General features: G+C 63.2%; 24 protein-coding genes, 1 tRNA gene and 1 pseudogene. 10 read left to right on the top strand and 16 right to left on the bottom strand.

Going from position 1 to position 22,738, the window contains the following annotated elements:
• Window positions 1-48: 48 nt before the first annotated feature.
• From N2597_RS12650 to N2597_RS12660, 3 genes are read right to left on the bottom strand one after another with little or no spacing between them, the layout of a single operon-like run.
• Window positions 49-447 carry a Fur family transcriptional regulator gene (locus tag N2597_RS12650; RefSeq protein ID WP_010054217.1) on the bottom strand — a complete coding sequence of 133 codons (399 nt, stop codon included), beginning with the start codon at window positions 445-447 and terminating at the stop codon, window positions 49-51.
• Window positions 444-1,259: a zinc ABC transporter permease subunit ZnuB gene (gene znuB, locus N2597_RS12655; protein ID WP_077992903.1), complete on the bottom strand. Its 816-nt coding sequence runs from the start codon at window positions 1,257-1,259 to the stop codon at window positions 444-446. The genes N2597_RS12650 and znuB overlap by 4 nt, the downstream gene beginning before the upstream one ends.
• On the bottom strand, window positions 1,252-2,166 hold the full coding sequence (locus N2597_RS12660) for an ATP-binding cassette domain-containing protein (protein ID WP_183599621.1): 915 nt from the start codon (window positions 2,164-2,166) through the stop codon (window positions 1,252-1,254). The genes znuB and N2597_RS12660 overlap by 8 nt, the downstream gene beginning before the upstream one ends.
• A gap of 101 nt (window positions 2,167-2,267) precedes the next feature.
• Between N2597_RS12660 and znuA the strand changes: the two genes are divergently transcribed.
• From znuA to N2597_RS12675, 3 genes are all read left to right on the top strand, one after another.
• Window positions 2,268-3,344, top strand: coding sequence for a zinc ABC transporter substrate-binding protein ZnuA (gene znuA / locus N2597_RS12665; protein ID WP_183599622.1), 1,077 nt, complete (start codon window positions 2,268-2,270; stop codon window positions 3,342-3,344).
• A 113-nt stretch (window positions 3,345-3,457) separates the two neighbouring features.
• Window positions 3,458-4,663 carry a zinc metallochaperone GTPase ZigA gene (zigA, locus tag N2597_RS12670; RefSeq protein ID WP_183599624.1) on the top strand — a complete coding sequence of 402 codons (1,206 nt, stop codon included), beginning with the start codon at window positions 3,458-3,460 and terminating at the stop codon, window positions 4,661-4,663.
• The gene (locus N2597_RS12675) at window positions 4,660-4,827 is read left to right on the top strand and encodes a hypothetical protein (protein WP_164519039.1); all 168 of its coding nucleotides are present in this window, start codon (window positions 4,660-4,662) and stop codon (window positions 4,825-4,827) included. Before zigA ends, N2597_RS12675 begins: the two co-directional genes overlap by 4 nt.
• Window positions 4,828-5,119: 292 nt before the next feature.
• Here N2597_RS12675 and N2597_RS12680 read toward each other — a convergent pair whose 3' ends face one another.
• Complete coding sequence (locus tag N2597_RS12680) at window positions 5,120-5,446, bottom strand: RcnB family protein (protein WP_077992909.1); 327 nt, start codon at window positions 5,444-5,446, stop codon at window positions 5,120-5,122.
• 339 nt (window positions 5,447-5,785) lie between these two features.
• Here N2597_RS12680 and chrA (N2597_RS12685) point away from each other — a divergent pair, with 339 nt between their 5' ends.
• From chrA (N2597_RS12685) to N2597_RS12695, 3 genes are all read left to right on the top strand, one after another.
• The gene (gene chrA, locus N2597_RS12685; RefSeq protein WP_183599626.1) at window positions 5,786-7,018 is read left to right on the top strand and encodes a chromate efflux transporter; all 1,233 of its coding nucleotides are present in this window, start codon (window positions 5,786-5,788) and stop codon (window positions 7,016-7,018) included.
• 125 nt (window positions 7,019-7,143) lie between these two features.
• Window positions 7,144-7,527, top strand: a complete 384-nt coding sequence (locus tag N2597_RS12690) for a VOC family protein (RefSeq protein WP_038692638.1) — start codon at window positions 7,144-7,146, stop codon at window positions 7,525-7,527.
• A gap of 93 nt (window positions 7,528-7,620) precedes the next feature.
• Window positions 7,621-8,952, top strand: a complete 1,332-nt coding sequence (locus N2597_RS12695) for a hemolysin family protein (RefSeq protein WP_038689835.1) — start codon at window positions 7,621-7,623, stop codon at window positions 8,950-8,952.
• On the opposite strand, the gene chrA (N2597_RS12700) is transcribed toward N2597_RS12695, so the two are convergent.
• The 3 genes from chrA (N2597_RS12700) to N2597_RS12710 are packed head-to-tail and all read right to left on the bottom strand — an operon-like array spanning window position 8,953 to window position 11,482.
• Window positions 8,953-10,374 (bottom strand): chromate efflux transporter, encoded by a 1,422-nt coding sequence (gene chrA / locus N2597_RS12700; protein WP_183599628.1) that lies wholly within the window; start codon window positions 10,372-10,374, stop codon window positions 8,953-8,955.
• Window position 10,375: 1 nt separating this feature from the next.
• Window positions 10,376-11,191, bottom strand: coding sequence for a chromate resistance protein ChrB domain-containing protein (locus N2597_RS12705; protein ID WP_183599630.1), 816 nt, complete (start codon window positions 11,189-11,191; stop codon window positions 10,376-10,378).
• 39 nt (window positions 11,192-11,230) lie between these two features.
• Window positions 11,231-11,482: a hypothetical protein gene (locus tag N2597_RS12710; RefSeq protein WP_141399571.1), complete on the bottom strand. Its 252-nt coding sequence runs from the start codon at window positions 11,480-11,482 to the stop codon at window positions 11,231-11,233.
• Between N2597_RS12710 and N2597_RS12715 the strand changes: the two genes are divergently transcribed.
• Window positions 11,481-11,804, top strand: a complete 324-nt coding sequence (locus N2597_RS12715; protein ID WP_038689841.1) for a hypothetical protein — start codon at window positions 11,481-11,483, stop codon at window positions 11,802-11,804. The two genes, N2597_RS12710 and N2597_RS12715, sit on opposite strands and share 2 nt — an antisense overlap.
• A 239-nt stretch (window positions 11,805-12,043) precedes the next feature.
• On the opposite strand, the gene N2597_RS12720 is transcribed toward N2597_RS12715, so the two are convergent.
• The 5 genes from N2597_RS12720 to N2597_RS12740 all read right to left on the bottom strand — a co-directional run bounded on the left by N2597_RS12720 (window position 12,044) and on the right by N2597_RS12740 (window position 15,630).
• On the bottom strand, window positions 12,044-12,346 hold the full coding sequence (locus N2597_RS12720) for a hypothetical protein (protein WP_077992915.1): 303 nt from the start codon (window positions 12,344-12,346) through the stop codon (window positions 12,044-12,046).
• A 125-nt stretch (window positions 12,347-12,471) separates the two neighbouring features.
• Window positions 12,472-12,547 (bottom strand) — tRNA-Lys (locus N2597_RS12725).
• A gap of 227 nt (window positions 12,548-12,774) precedes the next feature.
• Window positions 12,775-13,686 carry a PhzF family protein gene (locus N2597_RS12730; protein WP_039620743.1) on the bottom strand — a complete coding sequence of 304 codons (912 nt, stop codon included), beginning with the start codon at window positions 13,684-13,686 and terminating at the stop codon, window positions 12,775-12,777.
• Between the two features lie 64 nt (window positions 13,687-13,750).
• Window positions 13,751-14,524, bottom strand: coding sequence for an NUDIX hydrolase (locus N2597_RS12735; protein WP_341356179.1), 774 nt, complete (start codon window positions 14,522-14,524; stop codon window positions 13,751-13,753).
• Window positions 14,521-15,630, bottom strand: a complete 1,110-nt coding sequence (locus N2597_RS12740) for an endonuclease/exonuclease/phosphatase family protein (RefSeq protein WP_183599632.1) — start codon at window positions 15,628-15,630, stop codon at window positions 14,521-14,523. Before N2597_RS12740 ends, N2597_RS12735 begins: the two co-directional genes overlap by 4 nt.
• A 189-nt stretch (window positions 15,631-15,819) precedes the next feature.
• Here N2597_RS12740 and N2597_RS12745 point away from each other — a divergent pair, with 189 nt between their 5' ends.
• On the top strand, window positions 15,820-16,026 hold the full coding sequence (locus N2597_RS12745) for a hypothetical protein (protein ID WP_164519041.1): 207 nt from the start codon (window positions 15,820-15,822) through the stop codon (window positions 16,024-16,026).
• A 20-nt stretch (window positions 16,027-16,046) separates the two neighbouring features.
• On the opposite strand, the gene N2597_RS12750 is transcribed toward N2597_RS12745, so the two are convergent.
• The 4 genes and pseudogenes from N2597_RS12750 to N2597_RS12765 form a co-directional block, all read right to left on the bottom strand.
• Window positions 16,047-17,066, bottom strand: a complete 1,020-nt coding sequence (locus N2597_RS12750) for an ABC transporter ATP-binding protein (RefSeq protein ID WP_009995099.1) — start codon at window positions 17,064-17,066, stop codon at window positions 16,047-16,049.
• A complete protein-coding gene (locus N2597_RS12755; protein WP_183599634.1) occupies window positions 17,054-18,748 on the bottom strand; it encodes an ABC transporter permease in 1,695 nt (564 codons plus the stop codon). Before N2597_RS12755 ends, N2597_RS12750 begins: the two co-directional genes overlap by 13 nt.
• Window positions 18,749-18,755: 7 nt before the next feature.
• A pseudogene (locus N2597_RS12760) lies at window positions 18,756-19,732 on the bottom strand (ABC transporter substrate-binding protein).
• A 148-nt stretch (window positions 19,733-19,880) separates the two neighbouring features.
• Complete coding sequence (locus N2597_RS12765; protein ID WP_038689856.1) at window positions 19,881-20,648, bottom strand: alpha/beta fold hydrolase; 768 nt, start codon at window positions 20,646-20,648, stop codon at window positions 19,881-19,883.
• A 192-nt stretch (window positions 20,649-20,840) separates the two neighbouring features.
• Here N2597_RS12765 and N2597_RS12770 point away from each other — a divergent pair, with 192 nt between their 5' ends.
• Window positions 20,841-21,311 (top strand): MarR family winged helix-turn-helix transcriptional regulator, encoded by a 471-nt coding sequence (locus N2597_RS12770; protein WP_183599636.1) that lies wholly within the window; start codon window positions 20,841-20,843, stop codon window positions 21,309-21,311.
• Between the two features lie 229 nt (window positions 21,312-21,540).
• Window positions 21,541-22,596 (top strand): aldo/keto reductase, encoded by a 1,056-nt coding sequence (locus N2597_RS12775; RefSeq protein WP_183599638.1) that lies wholly within the window; start codon window positions 21,541-21,543, stop codon window positions 22,594-22,596.
• The last annotated feature ends 142 nt before the right edge of the window (window positions 22,597-22,738 follow it).

The following is a 22,738-nucleotide window of genomic DNA, read 5'->3' on the forward strand; positions in this document are numbered from 1 at the left end:
GGTCAGCGCAATGGGATAACATGCCAAGAATACCTTGGAACAAGTCACTTACGCCGCGCAGGTCTCGCAAAGGCCGCGGATCTCGATCGTCGTCTTCTCCGGCTTGAACTTCTGCCCGCGCACCCAGGCCATCAGCCGGTGGTCGACCTCATGGTCGTGGAACTCCATCACCTGGCCGCAGCTTTCGCAGATGGCGAAGGCGACGATGCCGTGGCTGTGGCAATTCTCGCCGGGATGGGCGCAGGCGACGAAGGAATTGATGCTTTCCAGCCGATGCACGACGCCGTATTCGAGCAGCTTCTCCAACGCCCGGTAGACCTGCAGCGGCGCGCGAAAACCGTGATCGCGCAGCTTGTCGAGGATGGTATAGGCGCTGAGCGGCCCTTCGGCCTTTTCGAGCACGTCGAAGACCAGCGACTGGTTCTTGGTCAATTGCGGTGTCGTCATGAGCCTTGTCCTTGCATGACCGCGCGATGGCGCCTGACGGGAAGCAGGCTGAGAATGAAGAGAATGAGCGCCGTAACCACGATCGAAGGCCCCGACGGCGTGTCATAGGTGAGCGAACCGAACAGCCCGCCGACGACGGCCGCCGCGCCGATCAGCGAGGCTAACACTGCCATGATCTCCGGCGTAAGCGAGAAACGTCGCGCCGCAGCCGCCGGAATGATCAGCAGCGAAGTGATCAGCATGATACCGACGATCTTCATGGCGATGGCAATGACGACGGCCATCAGTAGCATGAAGAGCAGCCGCGCCCGCTCGGGTCTCAGCCCCTCGGCTTCGGCAAGCTCGGCATTGACGGTTGCCGCCAGCAGCGGCCGCCAGAGCCAGGCGAGCGCCGCGAGCACGAACAAGCCGCCGCCCCAGATCAGCGCGATGTCGGTCCTGGAAACGGCGAGGATATCGCCGAACAGAAAGGCGATAAGATCGATCCTGACCCAGCTCATGAAGGCGACCATGACCAGGCCGATCGCCAGCGTTGCATGCGAGAGGATGCCGAGCAGCGCATCGGCCGACAGCGCCTGACGCTTCTGCAGGAAGAGCAGCAGCACCGAAACGAGAGCTGCGACCGCGAAGACGGCGAGCGTCAGGTTGAGTTCGAAGAGCAGCGACAGCGCCACGCCGAGCAACGCCGAATGAGCGATCGTATCGCCAAAATAGGCCATCCGCCGCCAGATGATGAAGCAGCCGAGCGGTCCCGTCGTCAGCGCCAGCCCGACACCGGCAAGGATGGCGCGCACGAAGAAATCGTCAAGCATGGCGGCCCTCCCCGCTGCGGGAATGGGCGTGTTCATGCGCATGATCGTGTGCGTGATGACCATCGCGAGCATGAGCATGCGCGTGCTCATGCCCATCATGTGCGTGATGGCCGTCCTCGGGATGGCAATGATCCGTCACGGAACCATCGGCATGGCGCACGCGACCGTCCGGCAGATGCGTGTGATCGTGGTGATGGCTGTAGACGGCAAGCGTCTGGGCAGCACGGCTGCCGAACAGGCGGACATATTCCGGGCTGCGGCTGACGGCCTCCGGCGTGCCGCGGCAGCAGACGTGACCGTTGAGGCAGATCACCGTGTCGGTCTCCGCCATGACCACGTGCAGATCGTGCGAGATCAGCAGGATGCCGCAGCCGCTGGCGTTGCGGATCGATTTGATCAGGTCGTAAAGCGCGATTTCGCCGGAGAAATCCACGCCCTGCACCGGCTCGTCGAGCACCAGCAAATCGGGCTTGCGGGCGATCGCCCGCGCCATCAGCGCCCTTTGGAACTCGCCGCCGGAGAGATGCTGCACCTCCGCATCGATCATATGGGCGATGCCGGCAGCTTCGAGGGCTGCCTGCATGTCGCCCTGCGGCAGCGGGCCGGTCAGCGTCATCAGTCGGCGCACCGACAGCGGCAGCGTCCAGTCGATCGAAAGCTTCTGCGGGACATAGCCGACCTTGAGGCCGGCCAGCCGCTCCACCCTGCCCTCGTCAGGCTTCAACACGCCGATCGCTGCCTTGGCGCTCGTCGATTTGCCCGAGCCGTTCGGCCCGATCAGCGTGACGATTTCGCCGCGTGACACGGAAAACTCGACGCCGCGCACCAGCCAGCGGCCGCCGCGCAGGACGCCGACATTCTCGAGCGAGACCAGCGGTTCGCCCTTCTTGTTTGCGGGAGAGAGCATCAAATTTTCCGACAGCGCTGTTGCATCCTGCTATTGCACACGTTATAGCATAACGCAATTGATGTAATAACATAACACTTGCAATTCAAGCGGAGCACCTGATGAAACGCGCCCTGAGGCCTCTGAAAACGTGGGCCTTCAATGTCCCGGCAGTCCTCTCCATTTCGGCTTTGGCGATCCCCGCTTTGCTCTTTGCCGGCACGATGCGGGCGGCCGACGCGCCGGTCGTCGTCACCTCGATCAAGCCAATCCATTCGCTCGTTTCGGCGATCATGCAGGGTGTGGGCGAACCGGAGCTGATCGTCGATGGCAGCGCTTCCCCGCACACCTACAGCCTGAAGCCGTCGAATGCTCGCGCGCTGCAGGAGGCCAAGGTCGTCTTCTGGGTCGGGCCGAACCTGGAAGCATTCCTGGAAAAGCCGCTCGAAGCGCTGGGCTCGAACGCCAGCGTCGTCGAGCTGGAGAATGCGCCGGGGCTGACCAAGCTGCCCTTCCGCGAAGGCGGCGCCTTCGAGGCGCATGATGACGGCGACCATGAAACCGCCGCGGCTGATGACCACGGACATGAAGCCGCCGGCACCGGCCATGACGGTGGCCACGGACATGAGGAAAACCACGCCCATCACGACGATCACGAAGAGCACGAACACGGGCATGGCGCCTTCGATACGCATCTCTGGCTAGACCCGATGAATGCGAAGGCGATGGCCGCCGTGATCACCACGACGCTGGTCGCCGCCGATCCCGCCAATGCCCTGACCTATCAGGCCAATGCCAAGGCACTGGATGACAGGTTGATGGCGCTGGACAAGGAGATTGCTGCGACGGTCGCCCCGGTCAAGGACAAGCCCTTCGTCGTCTTCCATGATGCCTACCAATATTTCGAGCATCGCTACGGCATCCGCGTCGCCGGCTCGATCACCGTCAGCCCGGAAACCATTCCCGGCGCCGAGCGCGTCTCGGAAATCCACCGCAAGGTCGGCGAACTCGGCGCAACCTGCGTCTTTGCCGAACCGCAATTCGAGCCGCGCCTCGTCAATGTCGTCATCGAGGGCACCAGCGCCAGATCCGGCGTGCTCGACCCCGAAGCGGCGACGCTGGAGGCCGGCCCCGATCTCTACTTCACCCTCATGCGCGGCATCGCCGAGAGCATGAAGGCCTGCCTCTCCAGCGCATGATTGCCGTGCAATCTCCTGGAGAGAGCTGAGGCGGAAAGAGGCGGATGACCCCGTTCCGCCTTTTTTCGGCACGATCGGTGTTATGATATAACATTTATCAAAATGAGGTTCCGATGGACGACAGACTTCCGGTCACGGTGCTTTCCGGCTTTCTCGGCGCCGGCAAGACGACGCTGCTCAACCACGTGCTCGCCAATCGCGAGGGCCTGCGCGTCGCCGTCATCGTCAACGACATGAGCGAGGTGAATATCGACGCCGCCCTCGTGCGCGACGGCGGCGCCAATCTCTCGCGCACCGAGGAGCAGCTGGTCGAGATGACCAATGGCTGCATCTGCTGCACGCTGCGCGACGACCTTCTGAAGGAGGTTCGCGACCTCGCCAACCAGGACCGCTTCGATTACCTGCTGATCGAATCGACCGGCATTGCCGAACCGCTGCCCGTCGCCACCACCTTCGAGTTCCGCGACGAGAACGGAGAAAGCCTTTCGGATGTCGCGAGGCTCGACACGATGGTAACGGTGGTCGACGCCGCCAATCTGCTCGCCGACTATGCCTCCGCCGATTTCCTCGCCGATCGCGGCGAAACCGCAGGTGACGGCGACAACAGGACCCTCGTCGACCTGCTGGTCGAGCAGATCGAATTCGCCGATGTCGTGGTGTTGAACAAGATCGGCACGGCAAGCGAGGATGAGCGCGACGCCGCGCGCAAGATCATCATCGGCCTGAACCCCGATGCGACGCTGATCGAGACGGATTTCGCCAAGGTGGCGCTGACGGACGTGCTCGGCACCGGCCGCTTCGATATCGACAGGGCCGAGACCCATCCGCTGTGGTACAAGGAGCTGCACGGCTTCAAGGACCATGTGCCGGAGACCGAGGAATACGGCATCCGCTCCTTCGTCTATCGCGAGAAGCGGCCGTTCCATCCGGCCAAGCTCCAGGCCTTTCTCGACAAGACCTGGCACGGCGTGGTGCGCGCCAAAGGCTTCTTCTGGCTGGCGACCCGCCCGCACCATGTCGGCGAGATCAGCCAAGCGGGCGCGATCGTGCGCACCGGCAAGATGGGCCTCTGGTGGGCAGCTGTCCCCCGCCAACAATGGCCGCAGGAGCCAAGCTTCCTCAACGCCCTCGGCCCCCATCTCGATCCGGTTTGGGGCGACCGCCGCCAGGAAATCGTCTTTATCGGCGCCGACCCTATGGACGAAGCCTGGATCAGGAGAGAACTCGACGCCTGCCTTGTCGAAGGCGATGCCTTCACGCCGGAGCGCTGGCGCAACCTGACCGATCCTTTCGCCAGCTGGAACCGGCAGGCCGCATGAAGGCGACGGCGATCAACCGTTACCGCTGCGTCTGCGAGGAATGCGAGCCCTTGCCGCCGGTCGACGGGCTGCATCCGCTGACCTATGAGCGGGAGGCTGAGGTTGCGGCAGAAAGGCCGAAGAGATTGCTCGGGATCATTGCCGAGCGGGTGAAACGCGCATGAATTTGCGCAATTCGCGTACTTCTCTCCTTCTCGCGTCGGCGTTCTGTGGCACCCCCCTCTGCCCTGCCGGGCATCTCCCCCACAGGTGGGAGATCGGCAAAGGGTTGGCTCGCCAATCCCTCTCCACCGTCATGCGGAACACAGGTTCGTCAATGTTTGGGGAATCCATCGCGCCCAGCCGATCTCCCCCCTTGTGGGGGAGATGCCCGGCAGGGCAGCGGGGGGTGCCACACGGCATTCCTTCCCTCTCAGAATCTAGGAAAGTCGGCCGAAGCCGCCCCCTCACTGCCGATCAACGGCCGACGATGACATTCGAAATGACACCGTTGGTGATGCCGATCAGCAGGAAATCGCGATCGGCGCGAACCCAGCGATAACCGCGCGGCGGAGGGGCGAGCCGATAGCGGCGGTAGTCGTTGATGTTGGAGAAGCGGCGGCGCTCGCTGGCGTTGACGCGGTATCCTTTCTTCCAATGGGGCCGGACGACCGTTCTTTCAACGATCACCCTCTTCTGCACGACCACGGGCGGGCGGCGGAAATCGTCCGCGCTGGCCTGTGAGACGGCCATCGGCGTGAGAAGGAAGGAAGCGGAAAGAAGAGCTGCAAAGATCTTTTTCATGTGTGGTTCCTCGTGTTGGGCACGGGAGGAAACTAGGGCCGAAAAGATGAACCGAAACTGAAATTTAAATTAAACTTTCGTAATGGAATCCGTTACTTGCGAGGCGAATATTACATTTTAGATAAAGATTATACATTGACATTCGTGGCCGCCTTCGCCCTTCGAGGCCCAGGCCAAAGGCCGGAGCCTCAAGGACGGGGCGGTTGACAAGACAAAGGCCAACCACCCCCAACGTTAGAATACCGTCTGCGCCTTGCCGCTCGCGCGGGAGCGTGTAGTTTCGGTCGCGCGTCAATTCAGAGGTAAGCAAGACATGTCCCCTTCCCGGCGGAGGCAACAATGAGCGCTCACAACGATGCCCTCCCCATGGCCGGGCCTGCCGACAGCTCGCCGCTCGAGGTTTTCCGCGTCTTCCTCAAGCTCGGCCTCACCTCCTTCGGCGGGCCGATTGCCCATCTCGGCTATTTCAGGGACGAGTTGGTGGTGCGGCGCAAATGGATCGACGAGGCTGCATACGCCGATCTGGTGGCGCTCTGCCAGTTTCTGCCGGGGCCCGCCTCCAGCCAGGTCGGCTTTTCCCTCGGCGTCCTCAGGGGCAACGGCCTTGTCGGCGGGCTTGCGGCCTGGTGCGCCTTCACGCTGCCGTCGGCAATCATGCTCTTTGCCTTTGCGCTCGGCGCCGCCGCCTTCACCGGCCCGCTCGCCGAAGGCCTTCTCCACGGGCTGAAGCTCGTTGCCGTCGCCGTCGTCGCGCAGGCGATCTGGGGCATGGCGAAGAGCCTGACGCCGGACCGCGAGCGCGCCGGCATTGCGCTGGCGGCGATCGCCATCGTCGTCTTCGTCGGCGGATCATTCGGCCAGATCGGCGCGATCGCGCTTGGCGCGGCGGCGGGGCTGATTCTCTGTCGCGCCGATGCGCCCGCACTTGCCGGCCGTCTCGGCTTTCCCGTATCGCGCCGTGCCGGCGCGATCGCGCTTGTCCTCTTTGCCGCCTTCTTCCTCGTCCCGCCGCTTCTCGCCAATGCGACCGGCCATCAGGGGATCGCGCTCTTCGATGCCTTCTACCGCTCGGGTGCGCTGGTGTTCGGCGGCGGCCATGTCGTGCTGCCGCTGCTGCAGGCGGAAGTCGTCGCCCCCGGCTGGGTGACGAACGAATCCTTCCTCGCCGGTTACGGCCTGACGCAGGCCGTGCCGGGCCCGCTCTTCACCTTCGCGGCCTATCTCGGCACCGTCATGGCGCCGGCGCCGAACGGATGGGCGGGCGCAGTCATCGCGCTTGTCGCCACCTTCCTGCCGGGCCTGCTCCTCGCCTACGGCATGCTGCCCTTCTGGGATGGCTTGCGCACCCGCCCGGCGATGCAGGCGGCCATGCGCGGCGCCAACGCCGCCGTCGTCGGCATTCTGGGCGCTGCGCTTTACAGCCCGGTCTGGACGAGCGCCGTGCTTTCGCCGCGGGATTTCGCATTGGCGCTCACCGGCTTTCTGCTGCTCACCGTCTGGAAGGCGCCGCCCTGGATTATCGTCCTGCTGCTGGCGGCAGGTTCGGTCTCCCTCGCCGCGGCCGGCGCATAGCGCCACGATCGGATTCGATTTTCGGAACGATTGGGCGCAGATTTAAAACAGGAGCGTCCGCCGCGCGTCCCGTCGGGCCGCCGCGTGCAGCGCTCCGCGACAGTGGAAACACCATGGAGGAAACCATGCCCGGCATCAGCATGCGTTATATCGTCGACGACGTCGACGCCGCGGTGGAATTCTACACCAGACATCTCGGCTTCTCCGTCGCGCTTCACCCGGCGCCAAGCTTCGCCATCCTCACCAGGGACGGCTTTCGGCTGCTCGTCAGCGGCACGACGGGTCCGGGCGGAGCCTCCCAGACAATGCCGGACGGACGGAAGCCGGAACCCGGCGGATGGAACCGCATCCAAATCGAAGTCGCCGACCTAGAGGCGGAGGTCACGGCACTGCGCCAGGCCGGCGCGCGTTTTCGCAATGAGATCGTGCAGGGCATGGGCGGCAAGCAGATCCTGCTCGATGACCCCGCGGGAAACCCGATCGAGCTGTTCGAAGCGCCGAAAAGATGAGCATAGCGGCATCGCAAGAACGACGGCTGCGCCTTGCCAGCCGTCCCCGAGCGTGTAGTTTCGGACTCGCGTCAATTCAGAGGTAGGCAAAATATGTCCGAATCCGCCGGCGGGCTCTTCGACTATGTCGGGATACTAGCGGTGTTCTTTCTCGTCGCCGCCAACGGCTTCTTCGTGGCTGCCGAATTCGCGCTTGTGTCGGTCAGGCGCAGCCGTGTCGCCGAGCTTGTCGCGGCAGGCCGCATGAACGCCTCCGCCCTCCAGCGCGCCGTCGACAATCTCGACGCCAATCTCGCCGCCACCCAGCTCGGCATCACCATCTCGTCGCTGGCGCTCGGCTGGGTCGGCGAACCGGCGCTCGCCCATCTGATCGAGCCCCTGCTCTCCTGGCTGCCCGAACCATGGGCAGCAACCGGCGCCCATACGGTCGCGATCGTCGTCGCCTTCGTGATCATCACGGCGCTGCATATCGTGCTCGGCGAGCTCGCGCCCAAAAGCCTGGCGCTGCAGCGCAGCGAGGCCACATCGCTGGCCGTCGTGCGTCCGCTCGAGCTCTTCCTTGTATTGTTCAAGCCGGCGATCTTCACCCTCAACGGCATGGGCAACCTCGTGTTGCGGGCCGTCGGCCTTCGCGCCGGAACCGGAGAATCCTCGTTCCACTCGCCGCAGGAATTGAAATTGCTGGTCGCCGAAAGCCAGGAGGCCGGGCTTCTGAACCCGGTGCAGCAGCAATTGGTCGAGCGGGTATTCAACATCGGCGAGAGACCGGTCTCCGACATCATGACCCCACGTCTCGACATCGAATGGTTCGATGCCGACGACAGCGAGGCGGAGATCCTGAAGACGATCCGCGAATGCAGCCACGAGCAGCTGCTGGTGGCCCGCGGCTCGATCGACGAGCCGATCGGCATGGTGTTGAAGAAGGATCTTCTCGATCAGGTCCTCGACGGCGGCAAGGTCCGGCCGCTGGAGGTGATCAAGCAACCCCTGGTGCTGCACGAGGGCACCAAGGTCGTGCGCGTTATCGACAGCTTCAAGGCGTCGCCCGTGCGCCTCGCCATCGTCATCGACGAATATGGCAGCCTCGAGGGCATCGTCACCCAGACAGACCTGCTGGAAGCTATCGCCGGCGATCTGCCCGGCGCCGACGAGGAACCCGACATCGTCGTTCGGGAGGACGGCTCGCTGCTGATCGACGCGATGATGCCGGCCTTCGACGCCTTCGAACGCCTGGGTCTCAAGGATCGCCCCGACGCGGATTTCCATACGCTCGCCGGCTTCGCGCTGCATCAGCTTCAGCACATCCCCGAAGCCGGCGAGATCTTCCTCTTCGACGGCTGGCGCTTCGAGGTGATCGACATGGACGGCATGCGCATCGACAAGATGCTGGCGACGCGTGTTGCCGCCGAGGGGGCAGAGGGGTGATCAGTTCATCGCCAGCGTCCAGACCATTCCGGCGGCGGCGCAGCTGAGCAGTGTCGCGATGACGGAAGCCTTGAACCGGAAGAGCGCGATCGCGGCGGCGGCAGACAGCGCCATTGCCGCCGGCACGGCCGATTGCAGCACGGGGATATCGAGCCGCAGGCCGCCAAGACTGACGACGGCAACCTCGGCAAACAGCGTGTGCAGGCCAAACCAGATGGCGAGGTTGAGAATGACCCCGACCACCGCCGCCGTGATGGCCGACATTGCCGCTGCCAGCGCGATATTGCCGCGCAGTTTTTCGATGAACGGCGCCCCCAGGAAGATCCAGAGAAAGCAGGGCACGAAGGTCACCCATGTCGTCAGAATCGCTGCAAGCGTGGCAGCCAGCATAGGATCCAGCGATCCCGGATCGCGGTAGGCGCCCATGAAGCCGACGAACTGGACCACCATGATCAGCGGTCCCGGCGTCGTTTCGGCCATGCCGAGGCCATCGAGCATTTCGCCCGGCTTCAGCCAGCCGAAGTGCTGCACGGCTTCCTGCGCGACATAGGCAAGGACGGCATAGGCCCCGCCGAAGGTGACGACAGCCATCTTGCTGAAGAACAGGCCGATCTCGGCAAAGACACTGTCCGCCCCGAAGACCGCGTAGACGGCGGCGACCGGAATGAGCCACAGGGCAAGCAGCACCGTCGACATGCGTAAGGACCAGGCGGGATTCGGGCGCGCATGCGCCGGTATGTCCTCGCCCAGCATTGAATCGGCATCCGACAGGACCGGCCCGCTGCCCGCCTTGTGCCCGCCGCCGGTCTTGAAGGCGGCAAGCCCGGCCCGGCCGCCGAAAAAGCCGATGATGCCGGCTGCGAGCACGATCAGCGGGAACGGCACATGAAGAAAGAAGATGGCGACGAAGGCCACTGCCGCGATCGCGATCATGACCTTATTCCTCAAGGCCCTTCCGCCGATACGAATGACGGCCTGCACGACGACGGCGAGCACGGCCGCCTTCAGGCCGAAAAACAGGCCGGCAACGATGCCGACGTTGCCATAGGCGGCATAGATGTAGCTGAGACCGAGGATCGACAGAAACCCCGGCAGCACGAACAATATTCCGGCAACGAGGCCGCCCAGGGTCCGGTGCATCAGCCAGCCGATATAGATGGCGAGCTGCTGTGCCTCGGGGCCGGGAAGCAGCATGCAATAGTTGAGCGCATGCAGGAAACGGTGCTCGCCGATCCATCGCTTCTCGTCGACGATGATCCGGTGCATGACGGCGATCTGACCGGCGGGGCCGCCGAAGCTCAGGGCCGCGACCCGGAGCCAGACCTTGAAGGCTTCGCCGAACGAAACGCCGTGATGACGCTCCTCGCCCGCGTCGTTCTCCGCCATTTTGCCGGCCAACGCATTTCCTGTCATCTCGACCATCTCATGCCCGCTTCTTCGAAGCGGGCCAATTGTGGGTCTCATCGGTCGCATCGCGGCACCAGCGGAAGAAGGCGTCATAGAGAAGCATGCCGGCCTCGAGCTGCTCCAGATCGTCGGCGTACATCCTGGAGAGGCCGAGCGACGCGGCAAGCAGGCCGGGCGCCTCGGGTGCAAGATCGAGCCTTGCAGTATCGGCGGCCCGGATGATCCGCGCCAGGCGCAGCAGCGGTTCCGACCCCAACCCGAACTCCTCGACCATCACGTCGAATGTGCAGAGCTCACCGCGATGGCTCCAAAACACCTCTTCGATATCGAAGGGTGTTGCCCCGAAGCGCGCGCCGACCTCCAGAACCTCGGTCGTCGGCACGAACAGGAACAAGGCGTTCGGATCGACGAAACGCCGGATCAGCCATGGACAGGCGATGCGGTCGATCTTCGGCCGCGCCCGCGTCACCCAGACCGTGCGTCCCTCGAGGTCGCGGCGCGGCAGCTTTTCCTCCGGTACCGCCAACCCCTCAGCGATCCAGGATTCGAAACCGCCTTGAAGGCTCTCTGCGTTGATCCCGGCATGGCGAAGATAAGCGGCGACGCCATGGCTGAGCTTGCCGCCTCTCTGACAGACGACGACGACAGCATCGGCTTCGACGCTGCCGGCCCAGGAGGCGACATCGGCATGGCTGCGCCGGATCGAGCCCGGCACCAGCCGCGGATCGAGCGCAAAGTCCTCTTCAGTGCGGACATCGATGATACAAGGCGCAGCCGGGGTTCCGATGAGCCGGCTGAGTTTGTCGGGAGAAATTTCGAGCAATGACGGCATGACGCGTCCTCCGTTAATCGGCTTGCTGGACGCGATTCTTCAGCATGGCGCCTCGTGGGGTGATCGCGACCCCATGACAAAATCATGCGCAAAGAGACCCACCCATGTCAAGCGCTCGGCCCGCCAGGCGGCGGTGCGCTGGCAGCGCCCACCGACCGCGCCGCAGATTTGAGCGCCGATTCTGGCAGGCTGCAGGCGGAAATCCCTGATATTGCTCGCCTCGCGGCCCCAGAATGGAACAAAATGCTCTTTGCTCCATTTCTTTGTCACCGCAAGAGGAGAAAGTACCATGACGTACGACCCCAATAATGCCAACGACCCGAACCGCCCGCTGAATCCGAATCCGAATCCGAATCTGGATCTGCGCACGACCCCGACCGCGCGCACCAGCAATACGTGGGTTGTCTGGGTTGCTGCATTGGCCGTGATCGCTGTTGCTGCATTCGCCTATTCGCAGTGGAGCAGCACACCCGGCACCTCCCCGGACACGACAGCCTCCACGACCCAATCCGAGCCAGCGCCGGCCACGCCGATCGCTCCGACCGACAACAGCGCAACGCCCGCACCGGCACCAGCCCCGGCCACGCCGCCGGCTGCCCCTGCCCAGCAGTAAGCGCAGCGTCGCAGAAAGAAGCCGGCCCAATGCCGGCTTCTTTCCGCGGCGTGGCCTTGAACGTCGCCACGCAAGTCCTATCTAAGGACCATAGAGTTTGTCTCTGACGGTTGACCACGGATGTACTGGCAGCCGTTGTCGAGACAGATCGAGAAGGTCGGTGCGAGTTTCGCCCGGCCTTTTTTCTTGCCCTATCGGTCGGCGCGCAACGCATACCTTCTGGTGCCCGCATTCCGATCTTATTTGGGGATCCTGTTGTAGAAGGATTGGGGATCGTACACGCACTCATAGTCGAGAAGGCACATTTTGCCGTCCGCATCCCTGACCGCTGCCGTGTCGTATTTGTCACCCAGATTGCACCTGGCCGGCGGATAACGGAAGCTGCGACCGCCGATCCCCATGCGCACGAAGACCTTCTTGTTCTGACGGATGATCTGCGCGAGCTCGCGGCAGCTGTGATCACCCGCTCTGACCTCCATTGCACCTGCGGCAAAGGCCGGCAGCGGCAACGATAGAGCGACGGCAAAAACGACGATTCTCATGACCCCTCCGCTTGGTAAAGAAAGATAAGGCGCGCGTAACCCGCCGCTGCCAGTCCTAAGCATGCGGCCCGCTTCGGCGCAAGACCCCGCCCTGGCCTCTAATATGTCAATCTTATCAAGAGATTTGGTGGGTGATGTAGGGCTCGAACCTACGACCCGCTGATTAAGAGTCAGCTGCTCTACCAACTGAGCTAATCACCCGTTCGCGCTTGGCTGCGCGGTGTGACGGGGCGTATAAACAGGATCGGCAGGCTTGTCCAGCGCATCGACGAAAATTCTTTGGTTAATCTCAAAGATTTTTCCGCATGGCCGAAATGCAGCGCATAATCTGAAAGCCGGCGCCGATCTTCGGAAAGGATTATGCGCAGATTCAAAGTGATAAAGCCTCCGCAGAGCGTCCTGCCGGACGCAGCGGCGCTCTCATGAAATCAAAGGTCGAGGGTGCCGCTGGCCAGCCGCACCGCCTGACCGCCGATCCGCGCGTTGGAAATCGCCCCGCCGTCGACATCGATATGCAGGTGGATGAAAGAGGGGCGGCCCATCTCGACGCCCTGCTCGATCATGATCGGGTGGTGCCCATCCGTCAGCCGATCGAAATGGCGGATGGCGCCGGAGAGTGCGGCTGCCGCCGCGCCGGTGGCCGGGTCTTCGACAATGCCCATGCCGCTGGCGAACATGCGTGCATGGAACTTCGCCACGTGGTTGACGCCGCCGCGACAATAGACATAGGCCGAGGCCAGCGCGCCATCGACGAAGGGCACGATCTTTTCCCAGAGCTGCGGATCGAATTCCACCCGTTGCGCCGTGCCGACATCGTGCACCGGAATGAGCAGGAACGGAACCCCGGCGCTCCAGAGCGAAGGAACGTGGTTTTCAAAGCCGATCTCGGTGACCTTCAACGATAAAGCGTCGGCGATGCCGAGCTTGTCGAGCGGCATGACGGCCTGCTGCGATTTGCGCGGCAGGTCGAATTCGGCAAAGCTCGCCTCGCCCTCCCTCAGCCGCACGGCGCAACGCACCGGCCCGACATTTTCCTCGAGCACGGTAACGAGATCGACCGCCGCGGCACCATGTGCCCGTTCGGCCAGCGCGATCGCCGTGCCGACCGTCGGATGGCCGGCAAAGGGCAGTTCGCGGCCAGGCGTGAAGATCCGGAGCTTCGCCGCATAGGCTGGATTGGTCGAAGGCTGCACGAAAACCGTCTCCGAGAGATTGATCTCCCGGGTGATCGCCTGCATCGCCTCGTCGCTGAGATCGTCTCCGTCGAAGACCACCGCCAGCGGATTACCGGCAAGTTTTCGATCGGTGAACACGTCATAGACGCTGTAGCTTCGCGCCACATCGGCCTCCCTGAATCGTCATCGCGCCGTCAACCTGCCCGACCAAACGGTCGAGTGCAAGGCGCTAACGCCGGTTACCCTTTCCGAAATACCAGTCGATGACGGGCAGCATGGCGACGTTATAGGGATGGGCGGCGGGATCGGCCGAACGGATCGCCGCCGCACCTGCGATTTCCTTGTCCTCGGCGACCAGCATGTGGGCCTCGATCCGCTTCACCATCTCGTCGCCGTCAGGGTCGAAGCGGAAGAGCCTGAGCAGCGTCACCGTGCGCCTGGCATGGCTGGCAAAGAGCCCTTCCCCCGCGACCGCGTCGGCCAGGTCCAGTCCGGTCTCCTCGTGAACTTCGCGGCGCATATTGGCCTCGACGTCGCAGCGCCCATCGACGACATCCTCCGGTTCCAGCGAGCCGGCCGCGAAATAGACCTGGCCGGGATTGGCGGTATGCGCGCCCATGCGGATCGCCACGAGCGCGCCGTCCGAGCTTTCGAGCACCGGATAGGCGAAGATGTGCAGGCCGCCCTGGCGCTGCGGCTGCCGGCGCCACCACATGAAGGCGGAAAATGGAGTGACGTAGCCCTCGCCCGCAATCCCCTCTTGGCTGAATGACAGCCGCTGTTGGAACACCAGGCGGCCGTCGAACAGCGCCGGGTTGGCGGCGGTTTCCTTCGCCCAGTTTTCACGGATCGCCGCTTCCTCGGCGGTGACGAAGGGATGGGTGCCGGGCAGCACACGCAGGTCGACGCCGGCGATCGGGAAAACCGTCGCTTCCGGCGGCCAGCCCGCGAAATCATCGGAAATATCGCCGGTCGGAAATTTCATATTCAAATTCGTTTTCATGGGAGATCCAGTGTCATGACGACGGGGCAGTGATCGGATGCTTTCGGCCGATCCCAGCCGGTGCGTGGATATCGCTCCACCTCCTGGCCTGGCGGAAAGACCGTGCGGTAGGGTTGGCCGTTGCGGATGATATCAGGCAGGCGGCCGCTATTATGGGCGGCAAGTGCCGGCGAAAGCCAGATATAATCGAGCTGGCAAAGGTGCTGCTCCTGCGGTCCGCGCGTGTGATAGAGCGTCCAGCGGTCAAGCGGCTGGCGGCGGCGCACGACGTTTTCGGCGAAGCCGTCATGACTGAACACGTCGAGCGCGCTTTCGGCCTCCGTCTGATGCTCGAAACGATAACCGGCGCCGCGCCGGCCGACAACGTCGACGCGCTCCTGATAGTCGTTCATATCACCGCAGATGGCGAAGCTCTTCTTGGCGGTGCGGCCGGCGCCGAACCTGTTCTCGATGATGCGGCGCACGGCGCGCGCCTCGGCGCGACGGACCGGCAGTGTCGATTGCCGCCCGTCCAACCCGTCGCGAGGATTGCCCATCGATTTGAAATGCACGACATAAAACGAGAGCGGCCGGCCGCCGATCAGAAGATCGAGCTCCAGGCAATCGCGCTTGAAGATCTTGTCGTCGATGCGATTAGTGAGCGCCAGGTCCTCATCGAAGAGATCGAAGTCGCGATAGGTCGTCATCGCATGACTTCTGATATCCTTGACTTCGATCTTCTGGCCGTCGCGCGTTTCCTCGCGCATCAGCACGGCCACGTCGATGCCGCGGCTGTCATTGCCCTCGACCAGGAATTTCTGTCTGTAGCCGTTTCCGACCATGCGAAAGAGATAGCCGTATTCGAAGGCCTGCAGGGCGGCCATATTGTCGATTTCCTGCAGGCAGAGAATATCGGCATCCGCATCGGCGATGGCGAGCGCCGTCATCTGCCTGGTGTCATCGGTGGCGGCAATCACCCGGGCCTGCTCGAGCTGCTGGTAGACGCCCTCGCTGTTCACCTCGAAAAGCTTGATGACGCGGTCCTGTCGCAGCTGGTTGCGGAAGCCGGTGAAATCGAACCGGGTCATCAGGTTTTCGACGTTGAAGGTGGCGAGACGAAGCGACATGGCAAGGGTCCGGTTGCGGGCAGTACCTTAACCAGCAATTGCCACAGGGAAAGTGGCGGTGCCAAGAAAGTTGCGAATAACCGCCCGCTTGCAGCCCGGACGCAGCGAGCTGTGGCACCAGTTAGAGCAGTCATGTAATGTCTTCTATATTGTTTATGAATTTCTGGATGTTCTGGATCCGCGAAAATCATGACCCACAAACAGAAAGAGATCCTGGAAGCGCTGGCGTGGATGTGCGAGCAATACCTCAGCCGAGGCAATGGCCTTCTAGACCACGAGGCGATGCATGCCGACGAGCTAGCGATCGAAGTCCCTGCCTCCTGCGGCTTCGTTGAATCGGATATTCAAGGTGACAGGTGGACTGAAAAAGGATTGCTTCTTCTTGAAGGTTCGTAAGGCTTTCAACTCCTAGCTCATCAAAGCCGCCAGCCCGCACGGATGACGGCGCGCACGGTCTCGCCGGCCTCGACGGCCACGCGGCTGTAGGCGCGCAATATCTGGCCGTTGCCGAGGGTGAGCTTCACGGCGTAACGCTCGCCCTCGAACAGCACGGATTCGACGATTGCCGGAGCCCCCTCGCCGCCGATGATCACATCCTCCGACCGAACAAGGATATCGGCGCCATCGGTGTTGGCCGCCTGGAGCGCATCCTGCAGTTCATCCCATTCCAGATGGCGTTCGCCGCCCATGACAGGCAGTGTCAGGATCGCGCCGCGTCCGATCAGGCCGCCGACGATGCGGCCCTCCGGCCGGGCATAGATCTCGGCCGGCGGCGCCACCTGCAGCAGGCGGCCTTCCGACATCACGGCGACGTCGGTCGCGAGCGCCATCGCCTCACTCTGGTCGTGGGTCACGTAGATCATCGTCGCGCCCGAGCGCTGGTGAAACTCGCGGAAGGTTTCTTCCATCTCCTGTTTCAGGTGCCGGTCGAGATTGGCGAGCGGCTCGTCGAGGAGGACGACGTCGGGCGATGTCACCAGGCAGCGGGCGAGCGCCACGCGCTGGCGCTGGCCGCCGGAGAGATCGGCTGGCCGCCGGCCGGCATAATCGGCAAGCCGGACGGTGGAAAGCGCCTCGCCGACCTTCGCCCGATACGCCTTGCCGGAGACGCCGCGCACCTTCAGGGGATAGCCGACATTGTCGGCGACGCTCATATGCGGCCAGAGCGCATAGGACTGGAAGACCATCGCCATGTTCCGCTTCTCGGGCGGCAGCGATTGCGCTGCATCGGCAAGCAGCCGTTCGCCGAGATGGATCGAGCCGTCGGAGGGCGTCTCGAAACCGGCGATCATCCGCAGAACCGTGGTCTTGCCGCAGCCGGAAGGCCCGAGCAGCGCCAGGAAGCCGCCCTCGCGCACATCGAGCGAGAAATCGCTGACGGCCGCGCGCCCGGTGCCGAAATCCTTGGCCACCCGGTTGAGGATCAGTTTCGCCATGGGACCACCCCTTTCGGCAGGTGTTTCGCCAGGAGTTCCAAAAGCAGCATCATGACGACGACCATCAGGACGACGAGCACCGACAGTGCCGAGGCAAGGTCGGAGCTGCCGCTGTCGTCGAGATTATAGATGGCGACGCCGAGCGTCTGGGTGCCGGCCGACCAGAGCAGCGCGGAAATCGTCAGCTCGTTGCAGGCGATCAGGAAGACGAGGATGACGGAAGCGCCGGCGGCGGGCGCAATCAGCGGCACGATGATATCGGAAAGCCGCCGAAAGAAACCGGCGCCGGAAAGACGTGCTGCCTCCTCCAGCGCCGGATCGAGCTGGTGGAAAGCGCTGACCACCGGCTTCAGGCTAACGGCGAAGAAGGAGGAGAAATAGGCGATGAGAATGATCCAGATCGTGCCGTAGAGCGAGATGTGGAGGAAGGGGATGGGCGCGGCGAAGACCAGGATGAAGGCGACCGCCATGACGATGCCGGGCAGCGAATAAGGTATCTCGATCAGGCTGGCGACGAGGCGGGACGCCGCATCCTTGCGCCGCGTCAGCATATAGGCCGCAAGCACGGTCACCACCAGGAGACACATGGCGGTGGCGCCGGCAAGCGAGATCGAGTTGACGAAAGCCGTGCGCGTCACCGCCTGCCGGAAGAGGATCTCCTCAAAGGCATGCAGCGACATGGTCTTGAAGGTGAGAGGCACGCCGTAGGCGGGAACCAGCGCGCCGGCGACGAGCGCGAAGAAGGGGGCGGCGAGCATGAAGAACAGGATCGCCCAGAGGAGCGGCGTGAAGGCGAACCGCCAGGCGCCGAGCTCGAAGGCCGCACTCGCCCCGGACAGGCCGATGACGCGGTAATCGCGGCCTCTGAGCGCCCTATCCTGGATCATCAGCCCGGCGACCGAGATCATCGCGATGATCGCCGAGAGCACGGCGACATCGCCGAAGGTGCGGCTGGTGAAGGCGGAAAACTTGGTGAAGATCAGTGTCGGCAGCGTGAAGATCGAGGCGGGAATGCCGAGAATGGCGGGAATGCCGAAATTTCCGGTGCAGGAGACGAAGGAGATCGCAGCACCTGCGATAATGCCGGGCAGCGACAGAGGCAGGATGATGTCGCGGAAGACTCGAAAGCTGGAGGCGCCGGAAAGCCGTGCGGCCTCGACGCCGTCACGCGGCAGCGTCATCAGCCCGGCCCTGAGCGCGAGATAGACGAGCGGCGCATGCTGGACGCCATAGAGCAGCGCGATGCCGCCGACCGAATAGAGCGGCTGCGGCGAGCCGAGCGGCGGAGCGATGGCGAGCGCCGTCAGCAGCGGGCTCGACGGCCCCGACATCTGCACCCAGGCAAGGGCCGTCACCTGCGGCGGGATCATCATCGGAAGCACGAAGAAGAAGCTGAGCAGCCCTTTGCAGCGGATGTCGGTCAGCGTCAGCAGGAAGGCGAAAAGGCAGCCGATGAGAAGTGAGAGGATCGTGCCGAGAACGGAGGTGACGACGGTGTAATAGGTGGCCTGCCAGAGCGCCGGGTCGGCGAGCACATCGGTGACACCGCCGCTGGCGAAGCCCGCGATCCCTGCTATGGCAAGGCGGGCGAGCGGCAGCACGCTAAGGATGAGCACGGTAATGACGATAAAGGGAAACAGCCAGGCGGGCTGGCTGTTTCCTGCTCTGACATAGCCTGGCATGAAGAGATCAGTTCGAGCCGTAGATGCCCGAGAAGGTCTTCAGATCCTGATCGGTATTCTTCAGGGCTTCTGCGGCATTGACCGGCAGGACCTTGATGGTCTCGCGCGCCGGGAAGCCTTCCGGCACCTTCATGCCGTTGCGTGCCGGGATGTAGCCGAGCTTGAGGAAGCCTTCCTGGCCCTTTTCGGAGAGCACGTAATCAACGAACTTCTTGGCGGCCTCGGCATTCTTGCTGCTGGCGAGGATGCCGACCGGCTCGGTGACGGCAGAAACGCCTTCGCTCGGGAAGACGAATTCGACCGGAGCACCCTTGGCCTTCTCGCGGATCGGCAGGTAGTCGACGACCACGCCGTAAGCCTTCTCGCCCGAGGCGACCGACTTCAGCACGGCGCCATTGCCGCCGGCGGCGATCGCGCCGTTCGCCTGAAGCGACTTGTAGAAGTCCCAGCCGAGGCCGGGAACGGCGGCAAGCGTCTGGGCATGGATGAGGGCCGCACCCGAAGCAAGCGGGCTCGGCATGGTGACGAGACCCTTGGCTTCCGGCTTGGTCAGATCCTTCAGCTCGCCGGCTTCATGCCGGCCGAGGTGTTGTACATGATGCCCGTGGTGATCAGCTTGGTCGAGTAATAGTAGCCGTCGGCGTCATAAAGCGTGGCGTCGTATTGGGCGGCTTCCGGCGACTTGTAGGCGAGCAGCTTGCCCTCTTCCTTCAGGCGCTCCAGCGTCACCATGTCGGCGATCAGGAGAAGGTCGGCGACCGGGTTGCCGGCCTGAATCTCGGCCTGCAGCTTGGCGATGATCTTCGGCGTGCCGTCGCGCACCCAGTCGACCTTGATATCGGGATTGGCGGCCATGAAGCCATCGACCGTCGCCTGCGCGTCTTCGTTCGGCTGGCTGGTGTAGAGAACGAGGTTTGCGGCCGAAGCCGGAATGGCAAAGAGGCTCGCGGCGAGAAGGGCTGCGGCGGAAACGATTGTTTTCATAGGGAGGGGTCCTCGGAATTGCGTCACCCCTCCCTTATTAGGGGTCGTTGACAGAGATGTGACAGGCCATCGCAGGTCAAAAATCGCCGCCTTGCCGCCGGTGCAGCAAGGCCACGGCGCTTGCGCGCCATGGCCCTTTGAACGAACTCTACTTCGCCGCTTCCTCGATGAGTTCTGCCACCTTCTGCGGTTGCGACACCATCACGACGTGGGAGGCGCCATCGACGACGACGGTTCGCTTGGACCCTGCCCGCTCGGCCATGAAGCCAAGGGCTGCAGCCGGGATATTCTTGTCGCCGGTGCCGTAGACGAACCACGACGGCAGCTTCTTCCAGGCCGGCTCACCGGATTTGTCAGTCAGCGCGGTCTCGGTGACCGGGCGTTGGCCAGCCGCCATCAGGGCCGCTTGTTCGGCCGGCACGTCGCTGGCGAACTGATCATGGAACTTCGCCTGGTCGATATAGAGATCGACACCGCCGCCGCTGAGTTTCACCGGCGCCGCCAGCGCCCCGCTCAGCGTGCCGCCCGGAAACTTGCCGGCGAGATCGGCAACTGATTCCCCGGCCTCCGGCGCGAAGGCCGCGACATAGACCAGCGACTTGACGTTGTCGTGGCCGTTGGCCGCGGTCGAAATGACCTGGCCGCCATAGGAATGGCCGACGAGAACCACGGGGCCGGCGATGCTGCCGACGACGTCGGAGACATAGGCAGCATCATTGGCAACGCTGCGCAGCGGATTGGCGGCCGCCACGACCGGGAAGCCGTCCTTGCGCAAGATTTCGACGACACCGTTCCAGCTGGACGAATCGGCAAAGGCGCCATGGACGAGAACGACGGTTGGCTTGGCCGGCTGCGCAACGGCAGCACCGGAGAAGAGAGCGCCCGCCAGGGCGACGGCAGCAGCAAACTTGAACATTGGTCATTTCCTTTCGTCGGTTGGAAGTCACAGGAGCCGAAGCGGGGTTGCCGTGCTTTTCGGCTCTTAAGTTCGTTATTTTATTTGTAAGCGATTTCTTTGTACACGATTTATTTAGATCATCCGTTCCACCGCGTCAATAGCTTGCAAACAGATCGCGCACAAATTATATTGAAATCAGAGGAGAGCGTGATGAAAAACACCACATCGAATGATCTCGCCGACGTGCCCAAGATCGATGAAATGCTTTGCTTTTCGATCTATTCAGCCGGCCACGCCTTCAACCAGCTTTACCGCCCGCTGCTCGACGAATTGGATCTAACCTATCCGCAGTTCCTCGTCATGACCGCCTTATGGGCGCGTGACGACCGCACGGTGAAGGATCTCGGCGAGACGCTTTTCCTCGATTCCAGCACCCTCACCCCGCTGCTGAAGCGGCTGGAAAATGTCGGTCTCGTCACCCGCAACCGAAATCCTGCCGACGAACGCCAGGTGCTCTTGCGCCTGACGAGAGAGGGACAGGCCCTGAAAAGCCGCGCCACCCACGTGTACGACTGCATCGGCAAAGCCGTCGGCCTCGATGCCGAGACCGTCGGCAAGATTCGGGACACGGTCGCTTCGATCCGCGACACCATTCACAACAGGGATAAGGACGAGGCCTGACCCTGGCAGGCACACTGCGTCACTGGCGAACGATTTTCTTCGACAAGCCGTTGGCATGTTGTACGATCCGTCAGCTGCCGCCACCTGCGATCGGCCATGGCCGCTACGCGGCGCGAAGATGCCGGCACCCGCTATCTTGCCTGAGCCTCACGCAGGCGTGAACGCGCCGCCATTGCCATTCGGCCATGCTGAGGTACGTCAATCCTGTTTTGATGAAGGAGGAGTTTCAATGGAATATCGTCTGCTCGGCCGCTCCGGCCTGAAAATTTCGACATTGACCATGGGCACGATGACCTTCGGCGGCGTCGGCTGGGCGAAGATGGTTGGCGATCTCGGCGTCTCCGAGGCGAAGAAGATGATCGATATGTGCATTGATGCCGGCATCAATCTGATCGACACCGCCAACGTCTATTCATCAGGCGAATGCGAAAACATCATCGGCAAGGCGCTCGCCGGCAAGCGGCCGCAGGGCGTGCTGCTCGCCACCAAGGCCCGCTTCGGCATGGGCGACGGCCCGAACGACCGCGGCCTGTCGCGCTACCACCTGATCCGCGAATGCGAGGCGAGCCTGAAGCGCCTGAAGACCGATGTCATCGACCTCTATCAGGTGCATGAATGGGACGGCCAGACGCCGCTCGAAGAGACGATGGAAGCGCTCGACACCCTCATCAAGCAGGGCAAGGTGCGCTATGTCGGCTGCTCGAACTATTCCGGCTGGCACATCATGAAGGCGCTTGGGCTCGCCAACGAGCACCGCTACCAGCGCTTCGTCAGCCAGCAGATCCACTATACGCTCGAATCCCGCGACGCCGAATACGAGCTGCTGCCGATCTCGATCGACCAGGGCCTCGGCGTCTTGGTCTGGAGCCCGCTCGCCGGCGGCCTTCTCTCCGGCAAGCACCGCCGCAACCAGGCTGCCCCCGAGGGGACCCGCCAGTTCGCGGGCTGGACCGAGCCGCCGATCCGCGATGAAAACCGTCTCTGGAACATCGTCGAGACGCTGGTGGCGATTGGTGAAGAGCGCGGCGTCTCGGCCGCACAAGTGGCGCTCGCCTGGCTGATCGGCCGCAAGGCGGTCACCTCGGTCATCATCGGCGGGCGCACCGAAGCCCAGTTCCGCGACAACATCGCCGCTGCCGAGCTGAAGCTCACCGATGACGAGCGCAAACGCCTGGACGCCGTCAGCCTGCCGCCGGTCCTCTACCCCTATTGGCACCAGCTCAACACAGCAAGCGACCGGTTGAGCGAAGCCGATCTCGAACTCTTCGGCCCGCACCTAAACTAAAGGGTTAGAGCATGATGTCGTCCGAAAACCGCTCACACTTTTCGGCATCATGCTCTGGCAATAGCGCCGGCGTATTGCACGGCGGAGGAGACTCGTCACAAAAGATGCACTTTATCAGTGCTAGCATGAGATCCCGCCACCG

This window comes from Rhizobium sophoriradicis, from assembly GCF_025200795.1.
In the GTDB taxonomy this organism is placed as follows: Bacteria; Pseudomonadota; Alphaproteobacteria; order Rhizobiales; family Rhizobiaceae; genus Rhizobium; species Rhizobium sophoriradicis.